Below are 16914 nucleotides of genomic sequence, written 5' to 3' on the forward strand. Positions count from 1 at the left end.
AGCCTCGGTTTTGCCCGGTGGATAATAAGACCTGATGATTGTAACGTTTTTTTGCGCTGGAGCACCTGGTCCGGGGCGGTTAAACTGAAAAACAATCCACCCTGATTGAAAATCGACATTATATGGAACTTAAAGCGACAACATTGGGCAAACGCATGGCTCAGCACCCTTATGATCGGGTGCAGCTACTGAACGCCGGGGTAAAAGTTTCCGGCGATCGTCATGAGTATCTTATCCCTTTCAATCAGTTATTGTCAGTGCATTGTAAGCGCGGTCTGGTCTGGGGCGAACTGGAGTTTGTGCTACCGGACGGGAAAGTCGTGCGTTTGCACGGTACCGAGTGGAGCGAAACGCAGCGCTTTTATCATCATTTACATACGCTCTGGCAGCAGTGGAGCACGGAGATGAGCGATATCGCCGCCGGCGTGCTGAAGCAGCAGCTGGCGACGATCGAGCACACTCGCGCAGAAGGCAAGTGGCTAACCCGTCAGCAGGTGGCAGATGTTCAGGATAATATACGCCATGCGTTGACTGGTTTGCCGATGCCCACCAGTCGGCTTGATGCCTTTGATAACTGCCGGGAGCTGTGGCGGGAGTGTCAGCGCTGGTTAGGCGATATTGAAGCGACGCGTCTGGCCCATAACCAGGCCTTTACCGAGGCGATGCTGGAGCAATATCGCGAATTTTTTGATAGCGTTGAGTCGTCCCCGCTCAATGCGTCACAAGCGCGTGCGGTAGTGAACGGCGAGCGCTCCCTGCTGGTGCTGGCGGGAGCGGGCAGCGGTAAAACCTCGGTGCTGGTGGCGCGAGCGGGCTGGCTGCTGGCGCGGGGAGAAGCCGCGGCAGATCAAATTTTGCTGCTGGCATTCGGCCGCCAGGCGGCGCAGGAAATGGATGAGCGGATCCGCGAGCGTCTGGCATCAGATGATATTACCGCGCGTACTTTCCATTCGCTGGCGTTGCATATTATTCAGCAGGGCAGCAAAAAAGTGCCCACTATCAGTAAGCTGGAAAGCGATACTGCGGCCCGCCACGCATTGCTGCTGAAAAGCTGGCAAAAGCAGTGCCAGGAGAAAAAAGCGCAGGCGAAAGGTTGGCGCCTGTGGCTGGAAGAAGAGATGGGCTGGCAACTGCCGGAGGGGGACTTCTGGCAGGACAAAAAGGTGCAGCGGCGGATGGCCAGCCGGCTTGACCGCTGGGTGAGCCTGATGCGCATGCACGGCGGCTCCCAGGCGGAGATGATTGCCGGGGCGCCGGAAGCGGTACGCGACCTGTTCAGTAAACGGGTGAAGCTGATGTCGCCTCTGATGAAAGACTGGAAGGCGGCGCTCAAGGCCGAGAATGCGGTCGATTTTTCCGGCCTGATCCATCAGGCGGTCAATATTCTCGATAAAGGCCGCTTCGTCAGCCCATGGAAACACATTCTGGTGGATGAATTTCAAGATATTTCGCCGCAGCGAGCCTCGCTGTTGGCCGCGTTACGCCGGCAGAATAGCCAAACCACGCTCTTTGCCGTCGGGGATGACTGGCAGGCGATCTACCGGTTCAGCGGGGCGCAGCTTTCTCTGACCACCGCATTCAACCACTACTTTGGCGAAGGGGATTGCTGTGCGCTGGATACCACCTATCGCTTTAACGGGCGTATCGGCGAAATAGCCAATGGCTTTATCCAGCAAAATCCGCATCAGTTAAGCAAACCGCTGAACAGCCTTATGGCAGGTGATAAAAAGGCCGTCACGCTGTTAGCCGACGACAAGCTGGACGATCTTCTGGATAAGCTGAGCGGTTACGTTAAGCCCGAGCAGCGCATCCTGCTGCTTGCCCGTTATCACCATCTGAAGCCTGAGGCGCTCAACAAAGCGGCGACGCGCTGGCCGCACCTGCAGCTTGATTTTATGACGATTCATGCCAGCAAAGGTCAGCAGGCTGACTTTGTCATTGTGTTGGGACTACAGGATGGGGAGGATGCGTTTCCGGCCCCGGCGCGCGAGTCGATTATGGAGCAGGCGCTCCTGCCACAGCCGGAAGATTTTCCGGATGCGGAGGAGCGTAGACTGTTGTACGTGGCGCTCACCCGCGCTCGTCACCGGGTATGGCTGTTATTTAACAAGGCGCAACCTTCGCCGTTTGTCGAGATCCTGCAGGCGCTGGATGTGCCCGTGGCCAGGAAGCCGTAATCGCGGCTCGATTATTTCAGGCGCTCGGCAAGATAGCGTGGATAATCCGGGATCAGAATATCGAGCGGTTGACCGAAGTGCGGCGACTGGATAATAAAGTCAGCGGTGGAGACGTTAGTGGCGACCGGTATGTTCCAGACGGTGGCCAGGCGCAGCAACGCTTTGACATCCGGGTCGTGGGGAACGGCGTTCAGCGGATCCCAGAAGAAGATCAGCACGTCGATTTTGCCTTCTGAAATGAGGGCACCCACCTGCTGGTCGCCGCCCATCGGACCGCTCAGCATGGCATTAACCTCCAGGCCGGTAGCCCGGGAGACGAGATTACCGGTAGTGCCGGTAGCATACAAAATATGTTGCGCCAGCAGCGCCTGATGGCGAGCAACCCATTTCATCAGCATATCTTTGCAGTGATCGTGAGCCACCAGCGCGATATGTTTTTGCGCAGGCAGGGTACGTGTTGTCAGTTCCATATTTTCATTCCACATTTTGACCTGCAAACAGATTACTGAATGTGGCTGTCGCTGCAAGCATCGGGGATGAAAATTTTGCTGAATCTGTGGGTTAGGCTGGATGGCCCCCTGCTGCGGATTAGCATACACTTAAGTGAAATAGCAGGAGGAAACCATGAAAGAGAATGATATTGCTGGCATCCTGACCTCGACACGGACGATTGCGCTGGTCGGAGCCAGCGACAAGCCTGACCGTCCGAGCTACCGGGTCATGAAGTATCTGCTGGATCAGGGGTATCACGTTATCCCGGTTTCGCCGAAGGTGGCGGGCAAGACGCTGCTGGGACAACAGGGGTATGCGACGCTCGCCGACGTTCCGGAAAAGGTCGACATGGTTGATGTCTTCCGTAATTCAGAAGCGGCGTGGGGCGTAGCGCAGGAAGCGATAGCCATCGGCGCGAAAACGCTATGGCTGCAGCTGGGGGTGATCAATGAGCAGGCTGCGGTGCTGGCCAGGGAAGCCGGATTGAGCGTAGTGATGGATCGCTGCCCGGCCATTGAACTACCGCGACTAGGGTTGGCGAAATAAAATAAAACCCCGCGTTAGCGGGGTTTTATTTTAGTTGCGAAGGCGCGGAGCCTGCAGCTGCTGACGAATCGTTTTGGCCAGTTCGTCAAGGGACGGCTGTTCCGGGTGTTCGTCGCGGGTTTCGCTGCTCAGCTGCGCTTCTGCCAGATAGGTGTGGATCGGCTGGCCATCATCATCTTCCATCACCACATGGTACCAGGGCGCCGCGCGCAATTCGTCATTGGCGGCAATTTCATCCTCTTCCGGCTCCGCGAGCGAATACTCGGGATCGACATCGACGATGACGCCCAGGTAGCCCAAGAGCGTATGGCGGACCTGTTGGCCGATACCGAATTTGCTGGCTATCATAGGCACCTCCTGGGAAACATGAATACTCCCTATATGAGGCTCATGTTTCGTTTTTCAAGTTACATGACGCGACAGGCAAACCCCTTCAGATACAGCCCTTCCGGGTAGGTTGCGATCACCGGGTGGTCGGCAGCCTGACGGAACTGTTCTATAAATTGTACATCACGCCCGGCATCAATTGCGGCATCGGCGATGATTTTCTGAAATAAATCGGTGGTCATCAGCCCGGAGCAGGAGAATGTCAGCAGCACGCCGCCGGGGTTCAGCAACTGGATCGCCAGCATATTGATATCTTTATAGCCGCGGCAGGCGCCCATCAGCTGGCTTTTATTTTCCACGAACTTCGGCGGATCCATCACGATCACGTCGAATTTCTCTCCCTGATCGCGGTATTTACGCAGCAGTTTGAACACGTCGTCGCGCACAAACTCCGCTTTGGACAGATCCAGTCCGTTGATCTCCACGTTCTGGCGGGCAACGTCGAGCGCCTCCTGCGAGGTATCCACGCTGGTGACCTGGCGGCAGCCGCCCATCAGCGCCGACACCGCAAAGCCGCCGGTGTAGGAGAAGCAGTTCAGCACCCGTTTATCCGCGACATAGCGGCGGGTGGCCAGGCGGCTGTCGCGCTGGTCGAGGTAGTAGCCGGTCTTGTGCCCGCCCTGGATATCGACCAACAGCTTCATGCCGTGCTCGGTGATCGGCAGCAGCGCCGGGGGCAGTTCGCCCACCACCGGCCCCTGGGCCAGCTCCAGTCCCTCTTTTTTACGCACGGCGACATCGCTGCGATCGTAAATGGCGCAGTCCGGGAACAGGTTCTGCAGGGCGCTGATGATGGCGGCGCGCTGGTATTCGGCGCCTGCGCTGAGCAGCTGCAGCACGAAAAAGTTGCCAAAGCGGTCGATAGTGACGCCCGGCAGGCCATCGGACTCGCCGGCGATCAGGCGGTAGCTGTCGAGGCCATCGCGCTCGGCCAGCCAGGCACGCCAGGTTTGCGCCTGCTGCAGACGGCGTTCAAAGAAGGCGCTATCGATGGCTTCATTGCGGTCGAAGGTCCACACGCGGGCGCGGATCTGCGACGACGGCGAGTAAGCGCCGCGGGCCAGCCATTTTCCCTGATGGTCAACGATATCGATGGTTTCACCGCTGCGGGCTTTACCTTCCATGCGGGCGACGCCGCCGGAGAATATCCACGGATGGCGACGCAGCAGGGATTTCTCGCGTCCTTTGGCTAACACTAAGCGGGGGAATAGGGAATCTGTCATGGGGCTACCTTTAAGCAACGGGAATGTCGGCACCGAAAAATGGCGCGTAGATTAGCACACCTGGCGCACGCAAGCATCTTTCGCCCGGCAGGCACAGGTGAGCGTTTCGGCACAAAATGCAGGCGCTTCGGCACATTCAACTGGTGCGGACTCTCATACCCTGTTTTCTCACCCCAACGAGGAGCAGACGATGAAAACAGGTATCCGCATGGCTGTGGCGATGTTAGCGGCTGTGAGCAGCGGCGCGATGGCCGCGCCGTTTAGCGTAAGCAGCAATGATATGCGTGACGGGCAGCCGCTGGCCCAGCAGCACTGGTTTGCCGGTTTCGGCTGTACCGGAGGCAATGTCTCTCCGCAGCTGACATGGAAAAACGCCCCGGCGGGCACGCGCAGCTTCGCGGTCACCGTCCGGGATCCCGATGCGCCTACCGGCAGCGGCTGGTGGCACTGGACGGTGGTCAATATCGCCAGCAGCGTCTTTTCGCTGCCCGCTGGCGCGGGAGATAAAAACAGCGCTACACTGCCGGGCGGAGCGGTCCAGGGCCGCAACGATTTTGGCTATGCCGGCTTCGGCGGCGCCTGTCCGCCGGCGGGAGATAAACCGCACCGCTATCGCTTTACGGTATGGGCGCTGGATGTCCCCACGCTGCCGGTGGATGCCGGGGCCAGCGGGGCGCTGGTCGGCTATCTGTTACACAGCCATGCTCTCGCCAGCGCACAGTTGACGGCGATGGCCGGGCGTTAAAATAAAAGGTCGGTCTGATGGAGAGTATCCACTTTCAGCATAACGCCTTAACCGCGGCGGAGATCACCACCCGACGGCTATGCAGACTGCATCGCGTGCGGCTGTTCTCCCCGGCGCTCTGTCGGGTGAAACGCGGCAGCAAAGTGATTGTGCAAGGGGAGAGCCGGGTGCTGGCGACTCCGCAACAGCTGATTGTTTTGCCAGCTGACGTGGAACTGGAGGTGATTAACCAGCCGGAGAATGGCCTATTTTGCTCCGATCTGCTATCGCTGACGCCCGAGCTGCTGACGAGGTTTAAGACTCGTTATCTCAGCGAACCACCGCCAGGGCGCCTGACCTCGCTCTGCGCACCGGTGACGACAGAGCTGGCGTTTATGTGGCAAAGCGTTCTGCAGGCGGTGCGGGAGGGATTGTCCGTCGCGCTGCAGCAGCACCAGACCATGGGGCTGCTGCTGGCCCTGCATGAGGCTGGCTATGCGGGCCCGCTGCTCGTCGAGCGGCAGCAGGATCTGTCGGCGCAGGTGCGGCAGCTGATTATGCTGTCGCCGGCGCAGGCATGGAGCGTGTCGCGGGTGGCGAAAATGCTCTTTCTCGGCGAGTCCACGCTGCGCCGTCGGCTGCAGCAGGAATCGCAGAGTTTTCGCCAGATCGTCGAGGAGGTGCGGATGGCCCACGCCCTGGGGCAGCTGCAGACCACCTCGCGGCCAATAGGCGAAATTGCGCAGAACAGCGGATATCAGTCGGGATCGCGCTTTACCGCGCGCTTCCGTCAGCATTATGGTTTACTGCCGAAGCATGTACGCTGAGCGAATTTGCTATCCTCAGCGTATAGCGTGAGCGAAAAGGAGATGATTATGGCCAGTATCTGCACAATGGCATGGGTTTACGGTTCGGTTCAGGGCGTGGGATTTCGCTATTCCACGCAGCGGGAAGCGCTGCAGCTGGGGGTGACCGGTTATGCCCGTAATCTGGATGACGGCGGGGTGGAAGTGCTTGCCTGCGGCGAGGCGGAGCAGGTGGAAAAACTCATCGCCTGGCTGAAAGCCGGGGGGCCGCGCAGCGCGCGGGTTGACCGAGTGTTAACCGAGCCCCATCAACCCACCCGCAGCTGGGACAAATTCGCGATCCTCTATTAGATGCACTTCACCGGCTTCGGCAAGCCGGCGATTTTAGTCGCCTGTTTGGCGGGTCCTTTCGGAAACAGGCGATAGAGATAGCGGCTGTTGCCTTTCTCTTCGCCAAACTTGTTGGCCATCGCCTTGACCAGCATACGGATCGCCGGGGAGGTGTTAAATTCAAGGTAAAACTCGCGCACAAAGCGCACTACTTCCCAGTGTTCAACGGCGAGCGTTATCCCCTCCTGCGCGGCAATGACTTCCGCCATCGCCTCGCTCCACTGGGTGGTATCTTTCAGATAGCCTTCGCTATCCGTTTCAATTTCGTTGCCTTCAAAAATAAACATGATTTTTCACATACCGCCTGAAACTGGCCGCAGTGTAGCAAAAAAAAAGGCCCCGCATAAGCGAGGCCTCTGTTAAGCAGGGGAGCGGTTAGTCCCGGCTGGCGAAGCCCAGGATGCTCAGCAGGCTGACAAAGATGTTGTACAGCGAGACATACAGACTGACCGTCGCGCGGATATAGTTGGTTTCACCGCCGCGGATAATGTTGCTGGTCTCGAACAGGATGGCACCCGAAGAGATCAGGATGAACACCGCGCTAATCGCCAGGTGCAGCGCCGGCAGCTGCAGGAACAGGTTAGCGACCATACCAATCAGGACGACCACCACGCCGGCCATCAGCATCCCGCCAAGGAATGACATGTCTTTACGCGTCGTCAGCACATAGGCCGAGCAGCAGAAGAAGACCAGCGCCGTGCCGCCCAGCGCCAGGCCGATTAAATCGCCCATGCCGGCAGAAAGATACGCGTTCAGCATCGGCCCAAGGATATAGCCGAGGAACCCGGTGAAGGCGAAGGCGGAAATAATCCCGGTGGGTTTATTCGCCGTTTTGTAGGTCAGGAACATCAGACCGTACATCCCCACGAGGGTCAAAATGAGACCCGGCGAAGGGAGCATCAGCACTGTGCTGGCGGTGGCGGTGATAGTGGAAAACGCCAGCGTCAGGCTGAGCAGGAAGTAGGTGTTACGCAGAACCTTGTGCGTGCTGAGCAGCGAGGAACGGTCACGCGATGATGTAATTATGCGATCCATGAGTCACTCTCTTATGACAGATGTAATTAGGGATAAAGAATAAGAAAAACAAGCGTGAAGCCCTAATGCTTTTACCCATCTTTACTTAGTTTTTACCGCTTTTGCCTGGCATAAAATTCTATATAGATAGGGAAAAGCGATATATTTTCGCTTTTCGCGTCGCTGAGCCGATCGAAATCTTATAGGTCACTGAAAAATATTGCCTTATTGCGGTTCTGCGACTAAGTGTGGAAGAGGGGGATTACCCCGTACGTCAAAGGCAAAGGGAAATGACATTACACAAAAAAAATCACATCACCCGAACACTCCTGGCTGTCAGTATGCTGGCTATGAGCGGCGGGGCGCTGGCGGCGCAGGTGCCGCCGGGCACCCAGCTGGCGGAAAAGCAGGAGCTGGTCAGAAATAACGGCAGTGAACCGGCGTCACTCGATCCGCATAAAGTCGAGAGCGATGTTGAATTCAATATCATTAGCGATCTCTTTGAAGGGCTGGTTAACGTGTCGCCAGCGGGGGCGATCCAGCCGCGACTGGCGGAACGCTGGGAAAACAAAGACAACCTGTTATGGACCTTTCATTTACGCCCCGGTCTGACCTGGTCTGACGGCACGGCCATTACAGCGCAGGATATCGTCTGGAGCTGGCAACGGCTGGTCTCGCCGGCAACAGCCTCCCCCTACGCGAGCTACCCTGGCAATATGCATATCGCCAACGCCCGCGAGATTGCCCTCGGGCAAAAGGGACCCGAGACGTTGGGGGTGAAAGCGCTGAACGACACCACGCTGCAGGTCACTCTGACCCAGCCGAATGCCGCCTTCCTGGCGATGCTGGCGCACCCTTCGCTGGTACCGATCGACAAAGTGCTGGTGGAGCGGTATGCCGATAAATGGACCCGACCAGAGCATATCGTCACCAGCGGCCCGTATAAGCTGTCCCAATGGGTGGTGAATGAGCGGCTGGTGGCTGAACGTAATGCAAAGTACTGGGATAATGCGCATACCGTTATTAATAAAGTGACTTACCTGCCAATCTCTTCGGAGGCCGCTGATGTCAACCGCTACAAAGCAGGGGAGATTGATATTGTCTATACGGTGCCGATCAATCAGTTTGCGCAGTTGCAGAAAACCATGGGCGACCAGCTGGACGTTTCGCCGCAGCTGGCGACCTATTACTACGAATTCAATACTACCCGGCCGCCGTTTAACGACGCCCGTGTGCGTCGCGCGCTGAATATGGCGCTTGATAAAGATATCATTGCCGGAAAAGTGCTTGGCCAGGGCCAGCGCCCGGCCTGGCTGATCGGTCAGCCGGATATCGGCGGCGTGACGCTGCATAACCCGGACTACGCCAGCTGGCCGCGTGAGAAACGGATTGCCGAGGCGAAAAAACTGCTGGCGCAGGCGGGGTATGATGAAAGCCATCCGCTGGTCTTTACCCTGCTCTATAACACCTCTGAGTCGCACCAGCGTATCGCCATTGCCGCCAGCTCTATGTGGAAGAAAAACCTCGGCGTCGAGGCGAAGCTACAGAACCAGGAGTGGAAGACAATGCTGGATACCATGCATACGCATAACTTCGACGCCGTCCGCTACGCGTGGATTGCCGACTACGACGATGCCGCCACCTTCCTCAATACTTTCCGTACCGGGGATAGCGAGAACACCAGTCAGTACAGCAACCCGGCTTACGACGCGGCGCTGCGCAACGCGGCGAAAGCCTCCGACGTGGCGACCCGGGGCAAATACTATCAGCAGGCGGAAGATCTGCTGGCGCAGGATGTTCCCGCCATTCCGGTCTATCACTATGTACGTACCCATCTGGTGAAACCTTGGGTAGGGGGCTTCACGCCGGATAAGCTGGGGTATTACTACACCAAAGACATGTACATTAAAAAACACCCATCCGCCAGCGGCGATGGGCGTTGATTTTCTGTGCAAACTGCCTGAAATTCAGACGAATAACACAAAATTGTTTGTTTTTAAGGCAGTTGATCAAAATGATGCTTTACAGCATCCGTCGAGGTGTTTATAGTGCGCCTCACACCGGAAGTGTGGCCGAGCGGTTGAAGGCACCGGTCTTGAAAACCGGCGACCCGAAAGGGTTCCAGAGTTCGAATCTCTGCGCTTCCGCCATATAAAAGAAGGGGTTACCGAAAGGTAACCCCTTCTTGCTTTGTCCGGTCGGTCGTGCATGACCCGGACAGCGACCGACGACGTTTTCATTCCCACAGCGCTGACGGATACATAGCCCGTCGCATGGCAGGACTTTTCACAACGCCCGCTTATTCTTCGACAATCCGCGCCTTCGGTTTGCTCAGCAGGAGCATGACCAGCGCGACGTAGGGCATCGGCTTCCAGAAATAGTAGCCCTGCAGCAGATGAATATTCTGGCGATTAAGATAATCCCGTTGGGCCTCGGTTTCGACGCCCTCGGCAATGATGCGCAGTGACAGCGTCCGCGCCATCTCTATCACGCAGTCCAGCAGCTTGCTTGTCGGCGCCTCCCCGGTTACCCGGCCGACAAAACTCTGATCGATTTTGATATAGTCGAAAACCAGCTCGTGGAGACAGGAAAGCCCGGAATAGCCGGTGCCAAAGTTGTCCAGCGCGATGGAAAACCCGCGGGAGTGTAACGTATTGAGCTTGTCCACAACCGCCCCGTTGAGCAACAGCGGCTCCTGCTCCGTGATCTCCAGCATCAGCTTCACCGCTTTACCCTCAAAGCCGCGCTGATAGTGCAGGCAGTCATCGATAAACGTCGGCGCGTTAATATGTGACACGCTGATATTCAGGCCAATATGAAACCCATCCGGTAGTTTACTAAAGAGTGGTCTCATCTGCGCGTTGACCTGCGCCATCAGGCTGCGGGTTAGGGGAATAATTAAGCCGGTACGTTCGGCCAACGGAATAAATTCCGCGGGCGAGCGCGCTGGCGTCGTGCTGTTTTGCCAGCGGGCGAGGTAAATACCTCCTGGTGTGGGTCCGCAGCCAGCGGCTTAACATCGCCATATCTGGCAATCATTTGGTTCTGCACCCAGAGTGCCAGCCCGTTGTCATCGGTATCGCTATATAGCGCATCGCGCAGATGGATGTCGCTGATCGTGACAATCACCCTGATCGGCGCTAAGCGCGTCTGATAGATCAGCACCGGCCGCTTATTGACCATCATTCTGGCCGGGAGCAGTAACAGAGGGTCATCAGGCAAAGACTCAGGGCTAAGTGTCAGGACCCGGTTGCCAGTTAATGACGAACACGCCAGCAAGAAATACTATCAGCGCCAGGGAAAAGGCAATCACTCGCAGCCGGTGGATGAAGAGACGGCGTTGTTTCTTGGCGATCGCACCGTCAGCCAGGCCGCGTGGCAGCCCGGCGCGATGGTGCGACTGACGGTCAGCGGCAAGGCGCGGGTATTTAGCGGCTAATCCCTGAGCAGGCGGCGCCGGCTATCGCCGGTGCCGCACAGAAAGCTAATCAGGCGGAGGATGAAGCCGATAGTATCCGCGCCACTGACCTCGTCGCCATGGAGTGGTAGTACGTTGGAACAATTCCGCGGGGTCAGTCCATCTCACCGCCGTTTTGCCGGTGTGCGCTTTACAAATCCAGCACTAACCGGCCGCCTTTAGCGCGTGAGCAGCAGATCAGCATACTCTGCTGGCTGGCTTTCTCTTCCTCGCTGTAATACTGATCGCGGTGGTCGGCTTCCCCCTCCAGAATCATCGTTTCGCAGGTGCCGCACACCCCTTCTCGGCACAGGCATTCGACCTTTGCCGCTTTGTTATTCTCGATCACCTGCAAAATGGTCATATCCTGCGGCACGGTAAATTCGCGTCCGGAACGCGCCAGCACCAGGGTAAATGCCTCTCCGCTTTTATCCTCAAGGATAAACTGCTCAAAGTGCAACTGGCTGGCGGGCACCTGATGGCGTTCGGCGGCGGCTTTCACCGCCTCGTTAAGCGCCGCTGGGCCGCAGGTATACACGTGGGTTCCTGGCTCGAGGTCGGCGAACAGGCGCGGTAGGTCGAGACGGCTGCCGAGCGCTGATACATGAACATTGACCCGATCGCGCCATGGCGCAGCGCGAAGCGTATCGACGAAAGCATTACTGTCGGCGTCGTGAAAACAGTAATGCAGCTGCCAGTCGGCCTGCCGCTGTTCCAGTTCCGGAATATGCGATAAGAATGGCGTAATGCCGATGCCGCCGGCGATCAGCAGATGTTTTCGCGCCTGTGGTTCGATGGCGAACAGATTGTTGGGCGTGGACACCGTCAGGGTATCGCCCGGGCGCACCCGCTGGTGCATAAAACGCGAGCCGCCTTTGGAAGGCGACTCAAGACGCACCGCAATCTGCCAGCTGGTGGTATCCAGCGGCGAGCTCATTAGCGAATAGGCGTTACTGTAGCGCTGCTCGCCATCCTGCATCTGGACGATAATATGGCTGCCGCCGCTGAATGCCGGCAGCGGGGCGCCGGTCGGCGACACCAGCGTAAAACGCTTCACAAGAGGGGTGATCTGTTCAACATCGCGAACGACCGCCTCAAACATTTGATAATCAGACATCGCTGAACTCCATCAAAAAATCCCGGCGTGGCTAGCGCCATCGCCGGGAGAGCACATTTACAACCCCTGGCAGAGATACTTCATCTCCAGGTAATCTTCGATTCCGTGTTCCGACCCTTCGCGGCCAAGACCGGACTGCTTTACCCCGCCAAACGGTGCGACTTCGTTGGAAATCAGTCCGGTATTGATGCCGACCATGCCGTATTCCAGCTGCTCGGAGACGCGCCAGATACGGGCGGCATCGTTGCTGTAAAAATAGGAGGCGAGGCCGTAGATGGTGTTATTCGCCTGCTCGATGACCTGCTGCTCATCGTCAAATTTCACCAGCGCCGCCACCGGGCCGAAAATCTCTTCCTGCAGCAGCAGTGACCCCGGCTGTACGTCGCCGATCACCGTAGGGGTGAAGAAATTACCGCCCAGCGGATGCGCTTTACCGCCGGTTAACAGCGTGGCGCCGCGGCTCAGGGCGTCGTCGAGCAGGGACTGCACTTTGCGCCCGGCGTCGGCGTTGATCAGCGGGCCAATCTGTACATCGGACTCGCTGCCATCGCCCACTTTCAGGGCGGCGACGCGAGCGACGAACTTATCGCAGAATTGGTCGTAGACGGCGCGATGAATATAGAAGCGGTTGACGCAGACGCAGGTTTGCCCGGCGTTGCGGAACTTGGCGATCAGCGCGCCCTCGACCGCTTTATCGATATCGGCGTCGTCAAAGACGATAAACGGCGCGTTACCGCCGAGCTCTAAGGAGAGCTTTTTGATGGATTCCGCGCACTGGCGCATCAGCACGCGGCCAACTTCGGTCGAACCGGTAAAGGAGAGCTTACGCACCCGCTCATCGCCGGTGAACACCGCGCCAATCTCTCGCGACTGGCCGGTAACGACGTTAATGACGCCCTGCGGGATCCCGGCCTGATTCGCCAGCTCCGCCATCGCCAGCGCGGTAAACGGCGTTTCGTTAGCCGGCTTAATCACCATCGTACAACCCGCGGCCAGCGCCGGGCCGGCCTTCCGGGTGATCATCGCCGCCGGGAAGTTCCACGGGGTGATCGCCGCGCAGACGCCTACCCCCTGGCGGATCACCATCAGGCGTTTATCGGCGCCGGGGGAGGGGATTATCTCGCCGTTGGCGCGTTTCCCTTGTTCGGCAAACTACTCGATAAACGAGGCGGCATAGGCGATTTCGCCTTCCGCTTCCGCCAGCGGCTTGCCCTGCTCGGCGGTCATGATCTGCGCCAGCGCGGTCTTGTTTTCGAGGATCAGGCGGTGCCAGTTTTTCAATAGCGCGGCGCGCTGGGCGGCGGTGAACGCGCGCCAGCCCGGCAGCGCGGCCGCGGCGGCATCCACTGCCTGTTGCGCTTCCGCACGCCCCATATTGGGGATCTGGCCGAGCGTCGCGCCGGTGGAAGGATTGCTGACGGCAAGCGTCGTGCCGTCGGCGGCGTCGCGCCAGCTTCCGGCAATCAGCGCCTGCTGGCGAAACAGATCTGAGTGAAACACAGACATAGCAAGCTCCTTCAACGATTACGGCTGGAACACCTGGGCGACCAGATTGTGGAAATGCGCGATCCCGTGCTCGGAGATACCGCTGCCGCTGTTATCCGCCATAATGCGCCCCTGGCCGCGATAGCCGCGGGACTTCAGCCCCTTCTGTACGCTTTCCACCAGGCGTAAATCTTCCGGGCGGAACACGTCGCGATACCACTCAATCAGCGCTTTCTGATCGTCAGTCAGCTCTTCGTTGGTGAAATAGATGTCGTAATTCTGCAGAGTGGTCTCTTCATCCACCGGGAATTCATAGATAACGGTCATCATGCCCTTGATCGGCGTGACGTTGAACATGGTGCACGGCCACAGCCAGAAACCGTGAAACGCGGCGTCGGTACCCTCTTCGAATTTAAACGACTGCTCGGACGGTTTGGCGAAGCCATACTGCAGCGTCCATTTGCCGTGCATGGTGTGCCAGTAGCGGTCAACCTGGACGGAATCCGAGAAGCCCGGGTGCGCCGGACCGCAGTGGTAACATTCCAGATAGTTATCGACGATATTTTTCCAGTTCGCCGGGGTGAGGGTGGTAAAGCGCGCCGCCAGTTTCAGATCATGCACGTCCGGACAGGCTTCCAGCACTTTGTCCTGCAGCCCCGGTAGCTGCGTTTCCACACTCTCCGCTTCCGGATTCATATTGATAAACACAAAGCCGGCATACTCTTCCAGGCGAACCGGCACCAGCGTTGCCTTTTCGCTATCGAAATTCGCCACGTTTTCGCAGTTGCGGGCGTGGGCGAGATTGCCGTCCAGCTTGAAGGCCCAGGCGTGATAGGGGCAGGTAATCACGTTTTTGGCTTTGCCTTCGCCGCTCAGTAGCTGGTGGCCGCGGTGCGGGCAGACGTTATAGAAGGCGCGCAGAATGTTGTCGCGGCCGCGGACGATAACGATATTTTCGCCGATGATCTCCCGGGTAATGTAATCGTTCGGCCGGGCGACCTCGCTGCCGTGGGCGACGCAAATCCAGCTATTGGCGAAGATGCGCTCTTTCTCGTGCTCAAACGCCTGGCTGTCGGTATAAAAACGGGCCGGAATGGTCCAGGCATCCTGCGGATTAGCGCAAAAGTTAATCGGCAGGGTGAAGTCAGGGCTCAAATTGCTCATGTAGGGTCTCCTTGTGATTATTGTCAGTAAGAGGTTTTACAGCGACTGGCCGTCGCCTTTGAGTACCGCGCCAACCGGCAGCGTCTCGGCTTTAATAATGGGCTCGGGGGTATGGGTTTCTATCTGATGGACCGGAACGTGGGCGTAGTCCTGTTTTAACCAGCGCACGAAGCCGCCGGTTTTAATCAGTAAAATGGCCAGGAACGGTAGGGCGGTCAGCACCACGGTAGTTTTCATGGTCTCAAGCGAAGCGCCGGTAAACAGAATCGACAGCGGGATGAGGGTGATCACCACGCACCAGAACAGGCGCATGCCGCGATCCGGATCCTCGCCTTCGCGCAGGTTGCGGGTACTGGTCGCCGCCATGGTGTAGGCCACCGCATCCATGTGCGAGGCGAGGAATACAATCATCACGAACAGATAGGCGGCGAGGAACAGCTTACCTGCCGGCAGCGACATCAGGACCTGCTGGACGGCGGTTTCGCCGCCGAGAGTCTGCATCACCTGTGGTACGTTAATCACGCCGTTAACGAACTGGTGCATGGCGTAGCTTTCCATCACCCCGAAGAAAAACCAGCAGCCGGCGGTGCTACCGAGGAGCAGTCCCCAGATCACCTCTTTGATTTTGCGCCCGCGGGAGACGCGGGTGACGAACATCGCCACGCCTGGGGTGTAGGAGATCCACCACAGCCAGTAGAAGACGGTCCAGTTGCGGGTAAAGGCGCCGTCGCCGAGCGGGTCGGTAAACAGGCTCATCTGCAGGAAGTTTTGGGTCGTCAGGCCGACGGCGTTAATGACGTTATTGGTGATGAATTCGGTCGGGCCAACCAGTAATACCACCAACGGCAGCAGAAACGCCCCCCAGCCGACCATTTTGCTCAGGCGCTGCAGGCCGTTGTTGATGCCAATCCACGAACTCATGCAGAAAATACCGCCGGAGAGCAGGATCACAAATGCCTGCACGGTGAAGTTATCCGGCAGTCCGGTCAGCGCTGACAGGCCGCGGGTGAAGGTGGCGGCGGTGACTACCAGCGAAATGGTTAACGCGCCGACGGTAGCGATCAGGAACATCAGATCGACCAGACGGCCCCAGAAACCTTGCGGATTAACGCCGGTGATCGCCGAAACGATCCCGGAGAGGCTGAGGCCTTTATTTTTCCGCACGTGGAAGTGATAGGCCATGATCAGCGAGGCGAGGGTATAGGTTGCCCAGGCGCTTACGCCCCAGTGGAAGAAAGAGTAAGGGATGCTGTATTCCAGCGCTTTCGGCGATTGCGGGGCAATGTTCAGGCCCGGGGTCTGGTAGTAATAAGCCCATTCGGCAACGCCCCAGTACAGCGTGGAGGAGCCGAGACCGGCGCAGATAAACATAAACAGCCATGAAAGGGTACTGTATTCGACTTTACCTTCGCCGAGCCGGATATTGCCGTATTTGCTGGTGGCCAGATACAACACCAGTCCCAGCGCCAGCAGCACCAGTACCTGTACCGTGGAACCCAGCAGGCGGGTCACGCCGTTAAAAATCGAATCAGCCGCCTGCGCGGTTTGCTGGGGGAAGAGACTTAATGTAGCGGCGATGAAAACAATGGCCGCCAGGCTGATGGCAATCAGCGGCACATCTTTTTTCTTTACGTTGCTCAACATGAGTGATCTCCTGGGCATGATTGCCCGTCGGTGGCTTTAGCCTGTCGTTGTTATCACGCTGTAGGGTCAGGGTTCGTAGCAAGATGCTATTAACAATTGGATTATTTCTTCGTTACATGAATTAAACAATTGGCCGTTTCGTGAAGCAATAAAACACGAAACGGAAATAATAAAAGGTGAATTGGCGCAGGTTCTGTCCTTTCAGGAATTAATAAAGTTCACCGCTGTGATGCGGTTCACTTGTCAATCGTGGGGGATTCTGCATAGCGAAAAGAGAGGGGAGTTGGC

Annotated in this window: 17 protein-coding genes, 1 tRNA gene and 1 pseudogene; 8 read left to right on the plus strand and 11 right to left on the minus strand. The window is 57.7% G+C overall.

Annotated features, from left to right (window positions below; genetic code table 11):
* The first annotated feature begins 122 nt into the window (after window positions 1-122).
* Window positions 123-2177 carry a DNA helicase IV gene (gene helD / locus KHQ23_RS10505; protein ID WP_004179218.1) on the plus strand — a complete coding sequence of 685 codons (2055 nt, stop codon included), beginning with the start codon at window positions 123-125 and terminating at the stop codon, window positions 2175-2177.
* An 11-nt stretch (window positions 2178-2188) separates the two neighbouring features.
* Here helD and mgsA read toward each other — a convergent pair whose 3' ends face one another.
* Window positions 2189-2647, minus strand: coding sequence for a methylglyoxal synthase (gene mgsA / locus KHQ23_RS10510; protein WP_002898432.1), 459 nt, complete (start codon window positions 2645-2647; stop codon window positions 2189-2191).
* Window positions 2648-2801: 154 nt separating this feature from the next.
* On the opposite strand from mgsA, the gene KHQ23_RS10515 reads away from it, so the two are divergent.
* The gene (locus KHQ23_RS10515) at window positions 2802-3215 is read left to right on the plus strand and encodes a CoA-binding protein (protein ID WP_004144085.1); all 414 of its coding nucleotides are present in this window, start codon (window positions 2802-2804) and stop codon (window positions 3213-3215) included.
* 30 nt (window positions 3216-3245) lie between these two features.
* Here the strand turns inward: KHQ23_RS10515 and hspQ are convergent, their stop codons facing one another.
* Together hspQ and rlmI are read right to left on the minus strand one after the other, a co-directional pair.
* Window positions 3246-3563: a heat shock protein HspQ gene (hspQ, locus tag KHQ23_RS10520; protein ID WP_002898441.1), complete on the minus strand. Its 318-nt coding sequence runs from the start codon at window positions 3561-3563 to the stop codon at window positions 3246-3248.
* Between the two features lie 59 nt (window positions 3564-3622).
* Window positions 3623-4825 carry a 23S rRNA (cytosine(1962)-C(5))-methyltransferase RlmI gene (gene rlmI, locus KHQ23_RS10525; protein WP_004141630.1) on the minus strand — a complete coding sequence of 401 codons (1203 nt, stop codon included), beginning with the start codon at window positions 4823-4825 and terminating at the stop codon, window positions 3623-3625.
* 190 nt (window positions 4826-5015) lie between these two features.
* Here rlmI and KHQ23_RS10530 point away from each other — a divergent pair, with 190 nt between their 5' ends.
* From KHQ23_RS10530 to yccX, 3 genes are read left to right on the plus strand one after another with little or no spacing between them, the layout of a single operon-like run.
* Complete coding sequence (locus tag KHQ23_RS10530) at window positions 5016-5570, plus strand: YbhB/YbcL family Raf kinase inhibitor-like protein (RefSeq protein ID WP_032434247.1); 555 nt, start codon at window positions 5016-5018, stop codon at window positions 5568-5570.
* 17 nt (window positions 5571-5587) lie between these two features.
* Entirely contained in the window at window positions 5588-6376 is a 789-nt protein-coding gene (locus KHQ23_RS10535) for an AraC family transcriptional regulator (RefSeq protein ID WP_004183586.1), read from the plus strand.
* A gap of 48 nt (window positions 6377-6424) precedes the next feature.
* A complete protein-coding gene (gene yccX / locus KHQ23_RS10540; RefSeq protein WP_004150835.1) occupies window positions 6425-6706 on the plus strand; it encodes an acylphosphatase in 282 nt (93 codons plus the stop codon).
* Here yccX and tusE read toward each other — a convergent pair.
* The gene (tusE, locus tag KHQ23_RS10545) at window positions 6703-7032 is read right to left on the minus strand and encodes a sulfurtransferase TusE (RefSeq protein ID WP_002898457.1); all 330 of its coding nucleotides are present in this window, start codon (window positions 7030-7032) and stop codon (window positions 6703-6705) included. The genes yccX and tusE overlap by 4 nt on opposite strands.
* Before the next feature lie 88 nt (window positions 7033-7120).
* On the minus strand, window positions 7121-7780 hold the full coding sequence (gene yccA, locus KHQ23_RS10550; RefSeq protein ID WP_032434248.1) for an FtsH protease modulator YccA: 660 nt from the start codon (window positions 7778-7780) through the stop codon (window positions 7121-7123).
* A gap of 269 nt (window positions 7781-8049) precedes the next feature.
* On the opposite strand from yccA, the gene KHQ23_RS10555 reads away from it, so the two are divergent.
* Window positions 8050-9702, plus strand: coding sequence for an ABC transporter substrate-binding protein (locus KHQ23_RS10555; RefSeq protein WP_004210999.1), 1653 nt, complete (start codon window positions 8050-8052; stop codon window positions 9700-9702).
* Between the two features lie 119 nt (window positions 9703-9821).
* A tRNA-Ser gene (locus KHQ23_RS10560) sits at window positions 9822-9909 on the plus strand.
* Window positions 9910-10058: 149 nt separating this feature from the next.
* On the opposite strand, the gene KHQ23_RS26300 is transcribed toward KHQ23_RS10560, so the two are convergent.
* Window positions 10059-10679, minus strand: coding sequence for a cyclic diguanylate phosphodiesterase (locus tag KHQ23_RS26300; protein WP_064141509.1), 621 nt, complete (start codon window positions 10677-10679; stop codon window positions 10059-10061).
* A complete protein-coding gene (locus tag KHQ23_RS26305) occupies window positions 10658-10945 on the minus strand; it encodes a hypothetical protein (protein ID WP_004176625.1) in 288 nt (95 codons plus the stop codon). The genes KHQ23_RS26300 and KHQ23_RS26305 overlap by 22 nt, the downstream gene beginning before the upstream one ends.
* A 64-nt stretch (window positions 10946-11009) precedes the next feature.
* On the opposite strand from KHQ23_RS26305, the gene KHQ23_RS10570 reads away from it, so the two are divergent.
* The gene (locus tag KHQ23_RS10570; protein WP_020804576.1) at window positions 11010-11198 is read left to right on the plus strand and encodes a hypothetical protein; all 189 of its coding nucleotides are present in this window, start codon (window positions 11010-11012) and stop codon (window positions 11196-11198) included.
* Window positions 11199-11367: 169 nt separating this feature from the next.
* Here KHQ23_RS10570 and KHQ23_RS10575 read toward each other — a convergent pair whose 3' ends face one another.
* The 4 genes and pseudogenes from KHQ23_RS10575 to KHQ23_RS10590 form a co-directional block, all read right to left on the minus strand.
* Window positions 11368-12333 (minus strand): PDR/VanB family oxidoreductase, encoded by a 966-nt coding sequence (locus KHQ23_RS10575; RefSeq protein WP_004224047.1) that lies wholly within the window; start codon window positions 12331-12333, stop codon window positions 11368-11370.
* Window positions 12334-12390: 57 nt separating this feature from the next.
* A pseudogene (locus tag KHQ23_RS10580) lies at window positions 12391-13839 on the minus strand (NAD-dependent succinate-semialdehyde dehydrogenase).
* An 18-nt stretch (window positions 13840-13857) separates the two neighbouring features.
* On the minus strand, window positions 13858-14982 hold the full coding sequence (yeaW, locus tag KHQ23_RS10585; protein WP_002898571.1) for a carnitine monooxygenase, oxygenase subunit YeaW: 1125 nt from the start codon (window positions 14980-14982) through the stop codon (window positions 13858-13860).
* Between the two features lie 36 nt (window positions 14983-15018).
* Window positions 15019-16626: a BCCT family transporter gene (locus KHQ23_RS10590; protein ID WP_004183615.1), complete on the minus strand. Its 1608-nt coding sequence runs from the start codon at window positions 16624-16626 to the stop codon at window positions 15019-15021.
* Between the last annotated feature and the right edge of the window lie 288 nt (window positions 16627-16914).

Source organism: Klebsiella sp. 64, from assembly GCF_018223915.1.
GTDB classification, from domain to species: Bacteria; Pseudomonadota; Gammaproteobacteria; order Enterobacterales; family Enterobacteriaceae; genus Klebsiella; species Klebsiella pneumoniae.